This is a genomic window from Cytobacillus spartinae (genome assembly GCF_042865285.1).
Lineage (GTDB): Bacteria > Bacillota > Bacilli > Bacillales > Cytobacillaceae > Robertmurraya_A > Robertmurraya_A spartinae.
Map to the genome: position 1 here is coordinate 500,735 of NZ_JBIACK010000001.1, position 17,873 is coordinate 518,607.

The 17,873-nt window shown below is 37.0% G+C and carries 19 protein-coding genes and 1 pseudogene; 7 read left to right on the top strand and 13 right to left on the bottom strand.

The features are described from left to right. Positions 1–73 precede the first annotated feature (73 nt). A complete protein-coding gene (locus ACFYKX_RS02380; protein WP_389357683.1) occupies positions 74–1,327 on the bottom strand; it encodes an erythromycin esterase family protein in 1,254 nt (417 codons plus the stop codon). Positions 1,328–1,474: 147 nt separating this feature from the next. On the opposite strand from ACFYKX_RS02380, the gene ACFYKX_RS02385 reads away from it, so the two are divergent. Together ACFYKX_RS02385 and ACFYKX_RS02390 are read left to right on the top strand one after the other, a co-directional pair. After that, a complete protein-coding gene (locus tag ACFYKX_RS02385) occupies positions 1,475–1,666 on the top strand; it encodes a hypothetical protein (protein WP_389357685.1) in 192 nt (63 codons plus the stop codon). A 24-nt stretch (positions 1,667–1,690) separates the two neighbouring features. Beyond that, positions 1,691–1,942, top strand: coding sequence for a transcriptional regulator SplA domain-containing protein (locus tag ACFYKX_RS02390; protein ID WP_389357687.1), 252 nt, complete (start codon positions 1,691–1,693; stop codon positions 1,940–1,942). Between the two features lie 54 nt (positions 1,943–1,996). Here ACFYKX_RS02390 and ACFYKX_RS02395 read toward each other — a convergent pair whose 3' ends face one another. Continuing rightward, positions 1,997–2,182, bottom strand: coding sequence for a cold-inducible protein YdjO-related protein (locus ACFYKX_RS02395; RefSeq protein ID WP_389359012.1), 186 nt, complete (start codon positions 2,180–2,182; stop codon positions 1,997–1,999). A gap of 192 nt (positions 2,183–2,374) precedes the next feature. Here ACFYKX_RS02395 and ACFYKX_RS02400 point away from each other — a divergent pair, with 192 nt between their 5' ends. Both ACFYKX_RS02400 and ACFYKX_RS02405 read left to right on the top strand, forming a co-directional pair. Then, entirely contained in the window at positions 2,375–2,515 is a 141-nt protein-coding gene (locus ACFYKX_RS02400; RefSeq protein ID WP_389357689.1) for a hypothetical protein, read from the top strand. A 1,542-nt stretch (positions 2,516–4,057) separates the two neighbouring features. Further along, positions 4,058–5,092, top strand: coding sequence for a class I SAM-dependent methyltransferase (locus ACFYKX_RS02405; RefSeq protein ID WP_389357691.1), 1,035 nt, complete (start codon positions 4,058–4,060; stop codon positions 5,090–5,092). Positions 5,093–5,125: 33 nt separating this feature from the next. Here ACFYKX_RS02405 and ACFYKX_RS02410 read toward each other — a convergent pair whose 3' ends face one another. From ACFYKX_RS02410 to ACFYKX_RS02445, 8 genes are all read right to left on the bottom strand, one after another. Further along, positions 5,126–5,287, bottom strand: coding sequence for a hypothetical protein (locus ACFYKX_RS02410; protein ID WP_389357693.1), 162 nt, complete (start codon positions 5,285–5,287; stop codon positions 5,126–5,128). A 20-nt stretch (positions 5,288–5,307) separates the two neighbouring features. Further along, a complete protein-coding gene (locus ACFYKX_RS02415; RefSeq protein WP_389357695.1) occupies positions 5,308–5,517 on the bottom strand; it encodes a YozQ family protein in 210 nt (69 codons plus the stop codon). Between the two features lie 116 nt (positions 5,518–5,633). Beyond that, positions 5,634–5,774, bottom strand: coding sequence for a YjcZ family sporulation protein (locus tag ACFYKX_RS02420; RefSeq protein ID WP_389357697.1), 141 nt, complete (start codon positions 5,772–5,774; stop codon positions 5,634–5,636). A 35-nt stretch (positions 5,775–5,809) separates the two neighbouring features. Continuing rightward, complete coding sequence (locus ACFYKX_RS02425) at positions 5,810–5,908, bottom strand: YjcZ family sporulation protein (protein ID WP_389357699.1); 99 nt, start codon at positions 5,906–5,908, stop codon at positions 5,810–5,812. Positions 5,909–6,118: 210 nt separating this feature from the next. Continuing rightward, entirely contained in the window at positions 6,119–6,382 is a 264-nt protein-coding gene (locus ACFYKX_RS02430; RefSeq protein WP_389357701.1) for a hypothetical protein, read from the bottom strand. 239 nt (positions 6,383–6,621) lie between these two features. Further along, on the bottom strand, positions 6,622–7,803 hold the full coding sequence (locus ACFYKX_RS02435) for an MFS transporter (protein ID WP_389357703.1): 1,182 nt from the start codon (positions 7,801–7,803) through the stop codon (positions 6,622–6,624). 154 nt (positions 7,804–7,957) lie between these two features. Continuing rightward, positions 7,958–8,806, bottom strand: coding sequence for a formate/nitrite transporter family protein (locus ACFYKX_RS02440; RefSeq protein WP_389357705.1), 849 nt, complete (start codon positions 8,804–8,806; stop codon positions 7,958–7,960). Between the two features lie 234 nt (positions 8,807–9,040). Then, the gene (locus ACFYKX_RS02445) at positions 9,041–10,975 is read right to left on the bottom strand and encodes an endonuclease MutS2 (protein ID WP_389357707.1); all 1,935 of its coding nucleotides are present in this window, start codon (positions 10,973–10,975) and stop codon (positions 9,041–9,043) included. 572 nt (positions 10,976–11,547) lie between these two features. On the opposite strand from ACFYKX_RS02445, the gene ACFYKX_RS02450 reads away from it, so the two are divergent. Continuing rightward, on the top strand, positions 11,548–12,249 hold the full coding sequence (locus tag ACFYKX_RS02450; protein ID WP_389357709.1) for a Crp/Fnr family transcriptional regulator: 702 nt from the start codon (positions 11,548–11,550) through the stop codon (positions 12,247–12,249). A 232-nt stretch (positions 12,250–12,481) separates the two neighbouring features. Further along, positions 12,482–13,966 (top strand): aldehyde dehydrogenase family protein, encoded by a 1,485-nt coding sequence (locus ACFYKX_RS02455; RefSeq protein WP_389357711.1) that lies wholly within the window; start codon positions 12,482–12,484, stop codon positions 13,964–13,966. Between the two features lie 202 nt (positions 13,967–14,168). Here ACFYKX_RS02455 and ACFYKX_RS02460 read toward each other — a convergent pair. Beyond that, positions 14,169–14,240, bottom strand: a pseudogene (locus tag ACFYKX_RS02460) (YjcZ family sporulation protein); the annotation flags it as partial. A gap of 284 nt (positions 14,241–14,524) precedes the next feature. On the opposite strand from ACFYKX_RS02460, the gene ACFYKX_RS02465 reads away from it, so the two are divergent. Further along, the gene (locus tag ACFYKX_RS02465; protein ID WP_389357713.1) at positions 14,525–15,127 is read left to right on the top strand and encodes an SCO family protein; all 603 of its coding nucleotides are present in this window, start codon (positions 14,525–14,527) and stop codon (positions 15,125–15,127) included. Between the two features lie 39 nt (positions 15,128–15,166). Here ACFYKX_RS02465 and ACFYKX_RS02470 read toward each other — a convergent pair whose 3' ends face one another. Then, positions 15,167–15,301: a hypothetical protein gene (locus ACFYKX_RS02470; protein ID WP_389357715.1), complete on the bottom strand. Its 135-nt coding sequence runs from the start codon at positions 15,299–15,301 to the stop codon at positions 15,167–15,169. 89 nt (positions 15,302–15,390) lie between these two features. After that, positions 15,391–17,754 carry a penicillin acylase family protein gene (locus tag ACFYKX_RS02475; protein WP_389357717.1) on the bottom strand — a complete coding sequence of 788 codons (2,364 nt, stop codon included), beginning with the start codon at positions 17,752–17,754 and terminating at the stop codon, positions 15,391–15,393. Between the last annotated feature and the right edge of the window lie 119 nt (positions 17,755–17,873).

The following is a 17,873-nucleotide window of genomic DNA, read 5'->3' on the forward strand; positions in this document are numbered from 1 at the left end:
TTACCGTTAATATGAATGCATTTTTAATAAAAAAAGACATGTATCTGAGGTTGATATCATGTCTTAAAACATTTTATATAACTGGCTGTCCCATTTCAATTGGTGATAAGGCTTTCGTTTCATCAACAAATACAAATGCATCATATCGTTCTGAAATACGGGAAGGTACATAGTTGCCATACTGTTCGTATTCAGGATTGTATACTACACCAATAGCTCGGTGGCCTATCCAGTCTCTGAATAGTTCTTTATTCTCGTTATTGAAGATAAGTATCTTATCTATGCCTTCAGCTTGGTGAAGATAATCCTCCCAACTGCCGCTCTGCCCTTCTGGAACTTTCATAACTTCAACTGTCTTCCCCCATTCCCTTGCCGCAGTAACTGTCCCTTTATAAGTGCCAAATCCAACAGCAAATACTTTTTCTTCCCCGTATTTTTCTCTTAATATTTGCCCCACATTTACAAGTCCCTCTTTCTCCATGTCTGTGGCCCTTGCATCACCAATATGCGTGTTATGCTCCCAAACAATTACTTTTGTTTCAGGTCCGTAAAAATTAGTTAACTCATCAATGGTGCTCACCATATGATGATCTCTAATATTCCAATCTTCTGGCCCACCTTTTACCATCGAGCGATAGTATGCTTCAGCATTGACTGTTACTAAGCTATTGACAGCTAAATTAAGCGAAGTCTCGGGTCCCTCTTTATATTGATGGCGATTATTTCTTATCTTTAGTAACAGTTCTACAACTTCATCCGTACAGTCTTCGCCGTAAAAAGCTGCAGAAACACCATAATATTCTGGCTTTCGATCAAAAGCTTCGAAACAAGAAAATGCTTTTTTCGCAGCTTCCAAATCCGCAGATTCATTTTTTTCAAGAAGGTGTAATATCTCATCCATCGACTCCCAAAGACTATAAACATCAACTCCATAAAAGCCGACGTTTGATTGAGCTTTTTTATTATAATCGTGTAACCATTCAATAAAGGTTTTAATTTCATCATTGGCCCACATCCATGTAGGCCATCGGTTAAATTCTTTTAATGCGTCCATAGATGTGGTTTGTTTGTAGCTTTTAATATATTCATTAATGGAAAAGCATGAAGGCCAATCTCCCTCAACAGCGATTACATTAAAGCCTTTCTGTTCAATCAGCATCTTAGATAGTTCTGCACGAATTGTATAGAATTCAGATGTCCCATGAGAGGCTTCACCTAGTAGGACATACTTTGAATCCCCAACTGAATCTACAATCGCTTGTAAATCTTCTTTATTCTTAAAAGGTAGTGCATATTTTTCGATATTTTGTATCAACGTATTATTCATTTTTGAATGTGCTCCTTCTTCGTTTTACCGGAATGGTCGTTTTATTTTTACCACAAGGAGGATTAATATTTCATGTTGGGAACAAGATTTATTCAATGAATAAGCTTCATCATTAGAGAGAAACTTTAACGTAAGGAGATGATTTTCATGAAGAAGAAGACGAGTGAGGATTATTTAACACAAGCACCAAAACAAGAACAATTTACGATAGAAAATGATGGGAGATTTCCAAATCAAAAGAATTATCCAGGAGACTCTGTAAATGAACATGAACAACTAGAAACAGCTAATGCGATTATTGCTGAAGGAGAAATAGGGCAGCAAAGAGAGAATCTATAGAGGTTACAAAGAAAGGTGATCAAAGTGGAAACAATAGATCCGAAAGATGTAAAAATTGGAGATGAAGTTTACGTGATTTACAATAATCCCCATACCCCTTCTGTGTCTAACGTGAAAGCAGCGGAGATTGTGCAGCATCCTAAGGATCCGAACCGTGTAGCACTTTTTTTGAATGAAACATTTCACGTTATTGAAGATGATGATGCGTTATTTACTTCTGAGCTAGAAGCCATGAATGCATTTGATAATTTTTATGGAGATCAAAATATGGAATAACGAAACAAGGCTTACCATAATGAGTAAGCCTTGTTTGTACGCTTGTTATTAAAATTAGATTTTTGGTAACTCACGAACCTCAAGTGCAGTTTCGTTTCCACATAAAGGACATTTTAAATCAGAGCTAGCAAAATCCTTTCTCATCCAACCGATACATGCATCATCACTGCATGTATACACCTCTATTTCCATCATGATATCTTCTGGTTTTTCTTCTTGTGCTTTTCGGTTAAAAAAAATTGGAACCGCCCCCTTTTTTTATTAGTATGGGCAATTGTTTCTAATTCTATAGCCTTCTTTTAAAAAAACATTTTTCTGGTGGTAATTCATTTATTTTACTAGGGTACTACTAGTTCACATAGTAATAAGTGGGACTATGTATACATTTATATCCTCAAAGTTGATATTAACAATAGGAGTGTGATGATGGTTATGAAGCAGAACGAAAATAAAAAATACACAGTGGCGGGAACAGATATTGAAGAAGTGAAAAAATTAAACGCTAATTCTGGGCTAAGTTATAACGAGGTTAAGCAATTACTTGCTAGGAAAATGTTAAAAGAGAAGAGTTAGATTTTTGGAAATAGTAGTTTTGTGTAGATAAAGTAGCGTACCAATCTGGGATCTAACTGGTATGCTATTTTGTCTGAAAACACGTTAAATTATAGACAAAGAGGCTTCTTTAATCTTTTCTGTACAAGTTAGATTAAGAAATAACTTCCGACAGTAAGCCAGCGAATTCTTTTGCTCGAGTCAGAACAAGACTCAACTTCTGACAGGAACCCTTGCAAATTCAGCTGCTCGAGTCAGAACAAGGTCCAACTTCTGACAGTAAGCAAGCAAATTCTACTGCTCGAGTCAGAACAAGACCCAACTTCTGACAGGAATCATTGCAACTTCAGCTGATCGAGTCAGAACAAGGTCTAACTTCTGACAGTAAGCAAGCAAATTCTTCTGCTTTAGTCAGAACAAGACTCAACTTCTGACAAGACCCCTTGCAGATTCAGTTGCTCGAGTCAGAACAAGACTCCACTTCTGACAGGAACCCTTGCAGATTTAGCTGATCGAGTCAGAACAAGGACCAACTTCTGACAGGAATCATTGCAACTTCAGCTGATCGAGTCAGAACAAGGTCTAACTTCTGACAGTAAGCAAGCAAATTCTTCTGCTTTAGTCAGAACAAGACTCAACTTCTGACAAGACCCCTTGCAGATTCAGTTGCTCGAGTCAGAACAAGACTCCACTTCTGACAGGAACCCTTGCAGATTCAGCTGATCGAGTCAGAACAAGGACCAACTTCTGACAGGAAGCAAGCAAATTCAATCTGTTTGTGTCAGAACAAGACCCAACTTCTGACAGGAATCATTGCAACTTCAGCTGCTCGAGTCAGAACAAGGTCCAACTTCTGACAGTAAGCACGCAAATTCTTCTGCTTGAGTCAGAACAAGGTCCAACTTCTGACAGTAAGCAAGCAAATTCTTCTGCTTGAGTCAGAACAAGACTCAACTTCTGACAGGAACCCTTGCAAATTCAACTGCTCAAGTCAGAACAAGGTCCAACCTCTGACAGTAAGCAAGCAAATTCTTCTGCTTGAGTCAGAACAAGACTCAACTTCTGACAGGACCCCTTGCAAATTCAGCTGCTCGAGTCAGAACAAGGTCCACTTTCTGACAGTAAGCAAGCAAATTCTTCTGGTTGAGTCAGAACAGACTCAACTTCTGACAGGAATCATTGCAACTTCAGCTGCTCGAGTCAGAACAAGGTCCAACTTCTGACAATAATCTTCCAAATTTAGCTGCTCGAGTTAGAACAAGCCCCCACTTCTGACAGGACCCTTGCAAATCCAGCTGCTCAAGTCAGAACAAGACCCCACTTCTGACAACAACCCACCTCTTTCCCCTTGCCCGAGTCAGAACATAGCCCAACTCCATACACACCTACCACGTTTTCCAACTCTTATCCGAAACCCAGAAAGCTATAATCTCACGCTATAGATACCATACTATTTTAGAATTTTTTATAGAAAATTAAGAAAATTAATACTAATTTGCAGGTATATACCTTACCTTTGGTGAATACATAAATGATAACGCTTTCAATAGAGGTGATTTAACTTTGGAATTGGCTCCAAACCTTGAAGAATTAACGATGGAGGAAACTAGATTACAGCCTTCTTTTCGTGTAGATCTTCGAACTCGCTTTTCAGAAAAAGAATATAACAAATTTGTTAAGCTTAATACAGTAAATGATTGGTCGCAGCTCTCATGGAAAGATGTCGGGAGACCTTTTGAGGTTAAATCATTTGCAAAAGAAAAGAAGGAATGGGAACAAAAAAACAATGAACCCCTTCCTGCGCATACATCTTGGACTATGTTTAATAAGTCGTTTCATGATTGGTTTGTTAAGGATGTTCCTACAGAAATGGATCGCTCCAAAAAAGAATTTATGAATAGTCTTAAAAAATTTAAGCTAAATGAAACGAAATCCGCTCTTGGCGAGATGGTGAGAATTCACCTTTGGAACTATGCTCATCGTGTTGAAGATGGAATTTGGGATCCACGTGGTAAACGAGCATTATTTGAAGGATTGGATGTTCAAAAGCCAAAGATTCTTTTCCTTGGTGCTGCAGAAGGTTATGAAGCGATGCAATTGTCCGCTATGTATCCTGGCGGAGAAATTGTGATGGTCGATTATGATCCGTTTTGTAAAGATACACGATTTGGTGATTTTCCAGAATCGTACCCATTTTTAGGTACCAATCCTCAGACGGGTGGCCATAAGGTTTATTATAAAAGTGATTTTGAGATTGATTACATAGTTGAAGATATTCGAAAACTTCCGTTTGGTAATGATTTTGATATTGTTATTAGTGTAGGATTATTGGAACATTTTCCAGATGAATTAAAATCAGAAGTGGTTGATTGGCATAGAAAGTTTTTAAAACCTTCTGGGTATATTATTATGACAACACCAAGGGTTCAACTTAGATCGAAAATCTATTATGAAATCATGGCAGATGTCATGAACCATACGTATCGCGAGCTGATGACTATCGAACAAATGGGCCTTTATATGTATGAAAATGGCTTGGATATATTAAAACACGGGTACATTAAAGTTCATAACGGGGTAATAGCGAGAGCAAAATAAAGAAGTTGCCTTAGTAGCAACTTCTTTTTTGGTTTAATTTTTATAATCAGATCTTTTCCCTAACTCAGGTTCTCCATCTGTTTGGTTCCCTGTTGATGCAGTATAGCCAACTCTATAAGACTCTGTCCTTTTCTGTTTTAGTGCATTGGGCATCTTATACTGATCCATATCATGTTGTGCTTCTTTTGGTGACATTTGGGTTCCTCCCTTTTAATTTATTTGTCGTAACCTTTACGCTCAATAGGAATGTCTTCTCCATTAACATCATCAATAACTGGTTGGATTTCTCCCTCAGTCCAAGTGTCGCTTACTTGTTCGTGTGTGGTTGCTAGACCTGATGACAACTCATCCTTCTTTTTATAATCTTCAGGCTGATAATAACGGTTAGCGACTTTAAGGTTGTCCTTATTTGATTTCTGATCCATATGTAGTCCCCTTTCTTTTGGCTCTTTGTTTATTTTTTACTAAAGAAATTAAATCATTCCATGCTTTAAAAAAGAAAAACCTGTTTCTTTTCTGAAACAGGTTTTTCCATTGCTTTTTATAACCAAGCGGCACCTACAATGATTAATAGGATGAATAATACTACGATTAGTACAAAGCCTCCACCGTAGCCATATCCAGCTCCTCCAACAGGCGCAGCATATCCGCAGCCACCAAAGCCACCATAGCCGTAACCCATTCTAACACTTCCTTTCATTACGCTTTATTCACTAATTAATAACCCCAACCAACGTAAGCAGCACCTACGATAATCAATAGGATAAACAATACGACGATTAAAGCAAAACCGCCACCATAAGCTCCACCGCTCATTTAACTCCACCTCCTATGACATCTATGGGTATTTTATGAAGGCATAGATTGTTTCGCATGGGCGAATGTAAAAGTTTTTTGAAAAACTTAGTAAAAAGAAATGATGTATGTATAGAAAAAACATGGAAAACAGCATAAAAGCTTTTTCCATGTTTTTCAAAAAAATCCTTGTCTATTTATAAACAACTTAGAAAAGAGAGTTTTTTAATCTTACCACCAAAAGAACGCTAGAGACACGATTGCTCCTATAGCGATACCAGCAGCAAAGCCCCAGCCTAATCCCCATCCACCATAAGGATAAGCTGCGCCATTATAACCTGCACCACCATAGTTTCTTCGTGCTCCACCCATTGGTCTTAAAAAAACTCTTGAAGGAGTTACTCGATCGATAATTCCGACATGCATTCTTCCATCATGCGTTCTAATTCTCACCGGTCTTCCAATTCCGTCGCAACACATTCTATAGTAATTCATTCGGTTCACCTCCATGCTGTTGTCCATTACCATTGTATGTTTGTCTAATGGGAAACGAATGGACAAACGTTGAGGGCATAAGTGGAATTTCTTTTTCAAGGAAGTTCTAAAAATTGAACTGTGTAGACTATAAAAAATTCAAACAGTTATCAACATTACGCCCGGTGCTACAAGCAATGAAGTTTTCAGAACATAAAAAAAGCACACCCATTAATACCATTTAGGGTGTGCCACATATACTACCTTGCATGTGCATGTTCGAGGCTAGCTTTGCTCTTTTCCTCTTTGATAAGCAATAGGTTTAATGTAACCCCTATAGCAGAAAGGATTGCAAAAAACAAATAAACACTAAATATCGAAAATTCCTCATAAATAATACCGCCAACAAATGTACAAAACCAGTTTCCTAATCCATTCCCAATAGCAGAATATAAAGTGATGGCCGTTGCCACTAAGTGTGGAGTGGTGATATCCCGTATATATTGAAGGCCTGCAGGAATAAATAGTCCAATCGAAAAGCCTTGTAGAATTGCTGTTGCATAAACTAAAGTAATACTAGGTTCTGTAAAATAAAAAAGCCAGCGAGCGAGTGAAACGATTCCAGCAATCGCAGAGACTTGAAGTAAACCGAGTCGATGAATCCAACTACTCGCAAATCTCATAAACGGAATTTCTGATAAGACCGCCACTAAAAAGGCAATGCCGATTCCTGTGTATGTTCCACCGTTATCTTCAACAAACAAGCCGAAATAAGTGTTATTTGCTAAATTAGGGCCAAAAATTAATAAGGTAATTGCTAAAAAGAACAAAAACTTCTTTAATGTAATAATCTCTTTTACTCCTGATAATAACTTTTTTGGTCCAGATGCTTTTTCTTTTGGCAACTTAATCGCTAAAAGAGAGGCTCCTGCTAAAAAAATAAAAAATGCGTAAAAAATGAAACTTGGATTATTTTCAGATACGCGTCCCATCACAAAGACAGCAACCCCAAAACCGAGTGATCCAAATAACCGAATATTGCCGTAATTGTATTTAACTTTTGTTGAGTATTTCAAAGAGATACTATCGGATATTGGTATAATAGCACTTTGAAAAATTGCCACCATAATCGCGACGGCTAAAAACAAATAATACTGATCAAATACAATATATCCTATAGCACTTGCCCCTGCTATCAAAGTTGTAGCAGACAATACTTTTGTTGGGGAATTCGATGCATCTGAAAAAATTCCCCAAAGTGGTTGAAAGAAAATCATCATAATTGGACCAACCGACATAATCATCCCAATTTGATAACCGTTTAATCCTTCCACTTCACTTAAGTAAACACTTAGAAGAGGATATAGGCCCCCCATAGCAAAAAAGACCAATAAGTAAAAAAATTGCAAGGTCTTTATATTTTTCTTAACTTCTTTTCCCACTTATGTATCCCCCAAATGATTGCGACACCTATTAATAGAGTAACCCGTGATCATTACTCTTATAAGATGCGGTTCGCCCTAGCATTAAAAAACAAACCTTATTGTACCACTAATCCTCTGGAACGTTGTAATAATTTTACTTATTTTAATTACTTTATTTTAATCTAGTTATGATTCTAGTGGACACCTCTTGTTCTAATGGTGGTTCAACGGTAGTATTTTTTTTATTTGGAAGAGTATCTATATAAACGTATAAAGCACCAACAAATAGGCTACCCCCAATAATATTTCCTAACGTAACAGGAATAAGATTATGTATAGCGCCTAGGAGCGTCACAGATTCCGGATGAGATACAACTAAAGAAATCGAAAAAAGAACCATATTCGCAACACTATGCTCATATCCAGAAATAACAAATCCAAACACCAATAGCATCATTACAGCTATGTTAGCGCCGTCCCCTTTTACATGCATCGGAATCCAAACCGCTAAACAAACGAGCCAGTTACATAGTATGGCGCGGAAAAAAACTTCTATGATACTCGTATTCATTTTATAGCTGGCTACTTCCATCAAAAGCTGAGATTTATCTGGTGATGAAAATAATCCGGTTAGTAGAATAATGATGGCAAAGAAAAAGGCCCCCATTAAATTTCCAAAATAGCAGTATAACCAATTTTCTAAGGTGTCCTTCCAAGAAGTTGCTCTTTTTAACGAACTCATTGTAAAAGTCATGGTATTTCCTGTGAATAGCTCTGCTTTTCCGTACATGATTAACACTAATGCAATTCCAAAGAAGATCGCTACCATCATCATGGTTGCTGGCGAAGTTCCATCGTGAAAATATTCCCCTAATCTGAACGAAATCATGATTCCAAATCCAATGTAAATCCCTGCTAGTGCAGATTTCAGAAGATATTTTATTCTGGACTCTGATAAGATATCTCGCTTATTTAATGCCATTTGTATGGCCTCATCAAGTGGCTTAGGCTGACCAATCATTCTATTCCCTCTTTTCCATTAGATTGCATCCCGGATGTTTTATGTGATGTTTTTCACAAAGTGAAGTATAGTGTAATCATATACCTGTATACCCCGTTTGTTAAGCATTCACATATGAACGAAATTTGACAGTTTATAAAGCGTTTTCAATAGTGGTCCTTAATTATGTAACGATTGAATATGGTAAATAAATAGAAAATCCCTTTTGGTATTGTCCAAAAGGGATCTAACTTTTTATATTTCTTCAGTTCGATTAATGGTCAGACCTTCAATATGTTTTCTTTTTAAGGCATGATCAATTTTTCGATTTTCTTTTGATTCGAAAATTATATCAAAGTCGTAGTCTTCAGGATATAATTCAGCTGCCGGTATATTTAGCTTTAGTCTTTTATGATTGTAAGTTTGCTTTTCACCTTTCACCTGTACGACATAGAATCCTTTGGAATCAGGCCCCTTATAGACGATACCATATTCACCAGATTGAGTGATAACGACATTATCGCCTTTGTTAAACAAAGTAATACTTTCATTTCGTTCTTTTTCAACTTCTTGTTTTCTCTTTAGGTGTTTATTAATAATAATTTGCTTTTCCAATTCCTTAGTTGGTATGAATTCATCTAGCTGATAGCTCTTCTGTTCTTTGTAGGTGATGAAATGTGCCTTTTCCAGGATTTTCGGATGCATGCCAAGTTTTAAGGCTATCGCAAAGGCTTGGCTTTCACCACCCTTTCCTATAATCAATCGATACGTTGGTTTTAAGGTTTCAAGATCAAACTCCATGGAGCCATTTACAAAACCACTATGTTGATTGGCAAATTCTTTAATCTCACTATAGTGTGTGGTGGCAAGTAGTGTAGAGCCTTTATCATAGATTTGCTCTAAAATGGCGGTTGCAAGCCCCATTCCCTCTGCTGGGTCCGTACCTGAACCTAACTCATCTAACAAAACTAGGGAACGGTCATTTGTCTCTGTTAGAATGTTAATGATATTTTTAATTCTCGAACTAAACGTGCTTAAATTTTGTTCAATACTCTGTCCGTCACCAATATCCAAAAGGATATTTTGAAAGATACTAACTGAACTTCCATCTTCAACAGGGATATGAATTCCAGATTGTATCATTAATGTTAAAAGGCCTACTGTTTTTAGGGTCACGGTTTTACCGCCAGTGTTGGGTCCCGTAATAACAAGGGCGTGTTGATCGTTACGTCCTAACTCAATGGTTAGTGGGACTGCACTTTCGCCTAAGAGGGGATGCTTTGCCTTAATTAAGTGGATATAGTGTGATTGATTAAGGTTGACGCTCTTTCCATTAATCAGTTTGCTATATTTAGCCTTTGCAAAAAGGACATCGTAGTGAACCATAATTTCCACTGCCAGATTTATTTCTTTTTGATTTGCTTCAACTAAACCGGTTAAATAAAACAATATCTGATCCACTTCAGCTTCTTCACTAGATCTTAACCATGAAAGCTGCTCTTGGTAGCTAGTGATTTCCTCGGGTTCAATATAAACGGTTGACCCTGATGCCGATTGATCTAAAATGGCCCCTTTTATCTTAGCTTTATATTCCTTTTTAACTGGAATTACAAATCTTCCATCCCTTTGACTGATCACACTTTCTTGAAGATAGGATTTATATTTAGATGATTTTATCATTTGATTTAATTTTTCTTTTAAGCGCTCTTCTTGGATGCTGATTTGCTTTCGTATTTTTGATAGTTCTTTACTTGCGTAATCATCTACTTGCCCGTTTCGAATACAACGATTGATTTCTGATGAAAGCTGAGGCAAGGACTCAGTTGAATAGATATAAGATGTTACACGTGGTGCTAGGAACTCCTTATCCTTCATAAACCTTCTCATTTTTTCGCAGCAATCTAGAAATTCATTTAGCTTTGATAATAATTCGGGCTTTAAGGGAACTCCTTTGTTAATCGTCTTAAGGACTATTTCAATTCCGTCAAGACCGTGAACAGGAACACTTGAACTTTTCTTTAAGATTTGAACCCCTTCCGTAACCTCATCTAGCCATGATTGGATTTGTTTCTGGTTGAATGAAGGAGCGAGCTCAAACACCTTTTTTCTTCCAAATTCAGATAAGGCGAATTGGGCGATTCTTTCTTTAATATGAGTAAATTCAAGTCCTTGTATGGTTTCTAAATTCAATGTTTTATCCTCCAATAATATGTTTTTTTAAAATTTGACACTTTACATTGAACTAAACCGAAAATTACTGGCCACTCAGGACGCAATGTTATAGGAAAGGTTATTTGGAAAACAAAAAAGACCACAATGAACAATGTCATCACGGTCTTGAAGGTAGGAAGCAACTAATAAACTGCAAAATAAAAGCCGTGCATAAACACAGCTATAGCAGTTATCTTAACTGTATGCTTGCTATGACCATTGTTCTTAACACCATTCCAAAAAAGACAATGCGAAATAGACCTCCAATAGAATAATTTTCTTTGGAAGGGTCTTGGAATGACCGTATAAAGTTACGGTTTAGTTAAGAACAACACCTAACATAAAACATACTCCTTTAAAATGCCTGTTAATTATTTACTCTTCTAGATTATGTTATATGGGACCCTCTTGTCAATTCATTTTTACTACACTCTTTTACTCATAGATGAAGTGAAATTTGTCACAGAATGTTAAAGAAGAAGGAATTTTTCTCTATGTTCCTAGTGTTAATATAGAATAAATTAAGTTCAGCTGGGTTGGGAGTTGATTAGATGGTTTTCACTAAATACAAGGATGATTTATCTTACGAACTTAGTGAATTGCTAAATTCAGCAGAAAAAGTCATAACCATAAAAAAAGGTAGCTATCTGTTTCAAGAAGGACAACCGGCGAAAGAGATGTACATTGTTTTGTCTGGAAAAGTACAAATTTCTAAAACGAACGCAGAAGGTAATGAACTGAGTCTTAGGCTATGTAGTAGTAATGATATTGTTGGTGAGCTTACCCTCTTTACTCAAGATCCTAGGTACATTTTTAATGCTAAGGTAATCGAAAATGGGGAAGTTGCCGTGATGAATTTACAAGATTTAGAGAGAGCTCTTTTTAAAAATGCAAAACTAGCTGCTGAATTTCTCAAATGGATGAATGACCATATTAGAAAAACGGTTACTAAATTTAGAGATCTTGTCTTAAACGGGAAAAAAGGTGCCTTATATTCCACTCTTATTCGACTTTGTCATAGTTACGGGGTAGTTAGAGAAGATGGAATCCAAATAAACATTCCTCTAACAAACCAAGATTTAGCCAATTTTTGTGGTACTGCTAGAGAAAGCGTAAGTCGTATGCTTGCTGATTTACGAAAAGCTAACGTGATCTCAGTAAATAAAAAGATTATCACCGTTCATAATATTGATTTTATAAAAAAAGAGATTGATTGTGAAAACTGCCCTATTGAGTTTTGCAATATTGAATAAACTCTCAACACTCCCCCGTCCACAAGGATTGGGGGTTTCTTTTTTTATATAAATCAATTAGATTCAAAGAGAGTCGAAAATTGCTGTCATAAAATATCAGAAAATTGGGACAACATTTGGTTGTTGCTAGATTTATAGAGTGTTAACATTATCTATGTAAGCGTTATCATCATATGCTTACATTTTTGTTGTGTCGACTAGTGTACATAGTAAACTTATGAGGAGGAATTTTATGAGTCAATTAACGGTCCAATTAAGAGAAAGAGTTCAAAACTTTCTAAATGGTAAAAAAATGCTTTTTATTAATGGTGAATTTGTAGAAAGTACCTCTCAAAAGACATTTGACACATATAACCCTGCTACTGGTGAAGTACTAGCAACTGTTTATGAAGCTAATGCTAATGACATAGACCTTGCTGTTAAAGCAGCTCGTAAAGCATTTGATGAAGGTCCTTGGTCTAAAATGGGGACGGCTGAAAGAAGTCGCCTTATGTACAAACTAGCTGACCTAATGGAAGAACACGGAGCAGACTTAGCTCAATTAGAAACACTTGATAATGGTAAGCCAATCCGTGAAACTATGAATGCAGATATTCCTCTAGCTGTTGAACATATGCGTTATTACGCTGGTTGGTCTACGAAAATCGTAGGTCAAACCATCCCTGTAAATGGTCCTTTCTTCAACTATACTCGCCATGAAGCGGTTGGCGTTGTTGGACAAATTATTCCTTGGAACTTCCCATTACTTATGGCAATGTGGAAGCTAGGAGCAGCTCTAGCAACTGGTTGTACAGTCGTTTTAAAACCTGCTGAGCAAACGCCACTTTCCGCTTTATATTTAGCAGAATTAATTCAAGAAGCTGGATTCCCGGAAGGTGTTGTAAACATTGTCCCTGGCTTTGGTGAAACGGCGGGCCAACCACTTGTTGACCACCCTCAAGTTGATAAAGTTGCATTTACTGGATCAACTGAAGTTGGAAAGTTAATTATGGAAAGAGCTTCAAAGTCACTAAAACGTGTAACGCTTGAACTAGGCGGGAAATCTCCGAACATTATTCTACCTGATGCTGATTTATCACAAGCGATTCCAGGTGCTTTAAATGGAGTTATGTTCAACCAAGGTCAAGTATGCTGTGCTGGATCTCGTGTATTCATTCAAAAGAAACAGTTTGATAATGTTGTGGCAGACATGGTAAGCCATGCTTCAAAAATCAAACAGGGTTCAGGAATTCATGCGGATACTGAAATTGGACCGCTTGTTTCGACAGAACAACAAAAGCGCGTTCTTGGCTATATTGAAAAAGGATTAAACGAAGGTGCTGAGCTTTTAGTTGGTGGAACTAAGCCATATGAAGAAGGCTACTTTGTCTCCCCTACTATCTTTGCAAATGTAAATGATGAAATGACAATCGCGAAGGAAGAGATCTTTGGTCCAGTTATTTCTGCAATGCCATATGAAGATCTAGATGAGTTAATTGCTCGTGCAAACAATAGTGAGTATGGTCTAGCTGCTGGAGTTTGGACTAGGGATGTTGCAAAAGCACATTATATCGCAAACAATCTTCGTGCTGGAACAGTTTGGGTGAACTGCTACAATGCTTTTGATGCGGCATCCCCATTCGGTGGCTATAAGCAATCCGGTATCGGACGTGAAATGGGATCTTATGCTCTAAGCAACTATACAGAAGTTAAGAGCGTTTGGATCGCGATGAGCTAAAAACATTATCCAAAAAAAAGGCGAGAGTATGCCTAAGCGCACTCTCGCTTTTGTTTTTAAACAAACTAAGCTTTTCAAAAACTTCATTATGATATTAGAGGGAAATCACAAGTTGAAAAGCTTTTTAAATTATAGGATTTTAGTAAAATCCACCGCCACCGCCGTATCCTCCACCGTATCCAGCGCCACCTACAAATCCGCCAGCACCTACGATAATTAGAAGGATAAACAGAACAACGATTAAAGCAAAGCCTGCACCATATCCACCACTCATTAAAAAACCTCCTTTACTTTTTACTCTTTAACATCCTATTCTAGAAAAGTTTATGAGTATAGTTAACCATCATGATAATAAGTAATTTTGGGTGTTTGTAATACGGGCATTTTTTCTAAAATAAAAATCGTTGATTTAAATATGTTCACAATATGTCCATAGGAATTTCCTCCAAGATTCATTATCTTAATATTAGGCTTATTTCGTAAAAGTAAAGATTTATTAGTAATTGATTACGGAACAAGGACAACGAGGCAGCCTAGTTTAGGAGGGAACCGAACATAATGAAAAAAATCTACTTGATTTGTACACTTTTAGTTGTTTTTGGCATAACTGCAGGTATTTCATTCTTTATTATTCGAGACGCAAATGCAACCATTCCAGATGATATTAAGCTTATTACCATGAATAAGGAAGAATATGATTTTAGTAAGTCTGATGAAAAATTAAAGTTAGTTGAATTTATCTATACTCATTGTCCTGATATATGTCCAACCACTACCTTAAAAATGAATATGTTGAAAAAGGATCTACAAAAAGAGGGTGTTTTTGGAAAGGATATTCAATTTTTAACCATCACCATCGACCCTTACCGTGATACTCCAGAGGTGTTGAAAGAGTACATGGATAAATTCGAAGTTGAAGATGATGGAAATTGGATATATATTACTGGTGACCACGCTACATTGAAGGAGGACCAGCAGGAAATTGCAGAGCTTGCAGGAACCTTTCAATTCCAATATCGTGACCCAGGAGACGGATTCTTTGTCCATTCATCATTCATTTTTTTAGTTGATGAAAATAATAAATTTATTAAAAAGTTTCCTATGGGAGAAGAGTTTGATCGTAATGAAGCTTTCGATACGATTATGAAGGAAATTAAATAAAGGAAGCGGTATAAAAACCGCTTCCTTTATTTATAAAATCTAGTTTGTAGAAGATGTTAACTTTTCATGTTGTTGAAGAGCGATTAAGGATTTAGGTCTTGGTTTTGTAAAGCTAACTTTAATGCCGGAATTTTTAAGACGATTTACTAAATCAATTAATTGTTTCTTAGCCATGACTAAAACTCCTTCTCTACTAACTATTTAACTCTATTCTACATGATAAATGTGAAAAAACTATGAATTTTTTCACATTTAATAATTTTTTAAGGAGTTAGTGTAAGAGTTTTTCCGTTATATTCACTTAGTTTCGTCATATGGTAGTCTCCATTCACCCAATCGTCCATTTGGTTATCATACCATTTACTTAGTGCATGACCAGATTGCCCTGGACCAACAAGATGGTATCCCGTGTTCATGTCATTTGTATCGATGACAAATCTCCAGGAGCCGCCGTGATTAACCGTTCCGTCTGCTCGATAAGCTGCTGCTTGAACCGTTACGCTACTTCCTCCAACAGCGATAGGCCCCTTGTGGTTAAACAAGTAATTGAGTGGTTTTACACCAGCTAAAGGGTGCGCAAATGCTACCTGGTGATAATCTCCCCATTTCCAACTAGACATTTTGTTTCCTTGGCTAGACTCAATCTCAGTTAAAGTAAGCGTCAAAGCGTTTTCTAATACTTTTACTAAACCACCCTTATCTTCTATCCATGGACCAGGATTTCCCTCATCTGCTCTTCTTATGAGTTCATCAATGACTTGTTTTTGCCCTTTAAATAAGTCAAGCATTTCAACGGATATTTGATCATCAAAAAGAATCTTCGGTATGTTTCTCATCCAAATATTAAAAATGAGAGCTTCAGGAGAATCTTTGTCATCTTTATAATCCCATTCATCAAGTAGGGATAATGCCTCTTTTACTCTCTTGTTATCACTAGCTTCTAATTGATCTAAGAAAATAGGAACAAACTCACGAGCTTGTAGGTTCATTTGATCCATTTGTAACTTTTGCATATCTTCTACTGTAATATCATTGTGTTCTTTTAAGAACTCTTGGATTCGCATTTGACGATAAGGCTGTGCCCAGTTGTGACTAATATGGTAAGGATATTCGTCGTTAATGACCTTGTTATTAGCTGTTGAGATAAAGCCTTCTTTTGGATTCACGGTTCTAGGCAATTCATCGTAAGGTACGTAGCCAATCCACTCGTATTCATCCGTCCAACCAGGAACAGGTAGAAGTCCATCCCCTTTTTTACGGATAGGAATCTTTCCATTTGCCTTATAAGCAATGGTTCCATCTGTAGATGCAAAAACAAAATTTTGTGCAGGTGTATGGAATTGTTCAAGAGCTTTTTCGAATTCAGTCCAGTTTGTTGCTTTGTTCATGTTTAAAACTGCTTCAAGTTCATTAGAAGGTTGTAGAGCTGTCCATTGCAATGATAAGGCTGTGTCCTGTCCACTTTCAGCTGCAAACTCTGATACAATTGGTCCGTGACGAGTGATTACGACCTCATAATCAATGGTTTCTTTGTCCTTGACTTTAATCGGTTCTTTGATGACTTCTGCTTTTTCCCAATTATCATTATATAAAAACTCATCCTTGGCATCTGGATTTCTTTTTTCAATATATAAATCCTGTACGTCCGGTCCTGTATTGGTTACTCCCCAAGCGATATGCTCGTTATGTCCGAGGATAATTCCAGGAATTCCTGCAAAAATAACTCCACTTACATTAACCGTTGGGGCTTGCAGATGCATTTGGTACCAAATAGATGGAGTTGCCAAAGATAAATGTGGATCATCTGCTAATATAGGCTTTCCAGATTTGGTCTTTTCCCCTGAGACAACCCAGTTGTTACTCCCATTAAACTCGTGTGGAGTAATGACAGTAGCGAAACTTTTTTCAATATTTAAGTCTTCCTTGCTAATGATATATGGTGCATCCTTCGGGTAGGATGGGAATAGATCATAAGCTTTGTCTTCTGGGAAGTTCTGTAGTAAATAATGACGGAAGGCTTGACTCTCCCAATGCCCACCTAAATCATATGCCATGAATTTTCCGATTGTTAAGGAATCAACAGGTGTCCATTCCTCTGGTTCATAGCCAAGAATCGTAAACTCGATTGGCCATTTCCCATTTTCCCTTAGCTCATCCATATACAAGTTAACGCCTTGTGCAAATAATTCCATTACTTTCTTCGCTTCCTCGGAATAAGCAGCGTATGACTTTTCTGCTGCTCGTCTCAACCCTAGTGTGCGGAAGTATTTATCTCGATCAACAGCAGCTTCACCTACTACTTCACTTAAACGACCGGAAGCCTGCCTTCTGCTAAGGTCCATTTGAAATAAGCGGTCCTGAGCTTGCGTATACCCTTGTGCAATGTATAGATCATGTTCATTTTCAGCTTTAATGTGTGGCACGCCAATTTCGTCTCTTATTACGGTAACTGGCTCAATTAACACCCCTAAGTCCACTTCACCGTCGATATTTGGAAGTGACCGCGTTATGTATGCGCTTACAACGATAACTGCAATTAATAGTAATACTAAAATTGAAACCGATGTCCACACGGCTATTTTTTTTACATTTCTTTTTTTCTTACGTTTTTCTATTAATACTTCCATTCGCTTTTCTAACCCCCTTATGTAATTTAGTAATTCTCTACCTCGTTTCAATTTTCCTTGTTAAAAAATTAAAATTTTCCGAAAATAATATATAAATATTATATTCGAATATGTTGTCT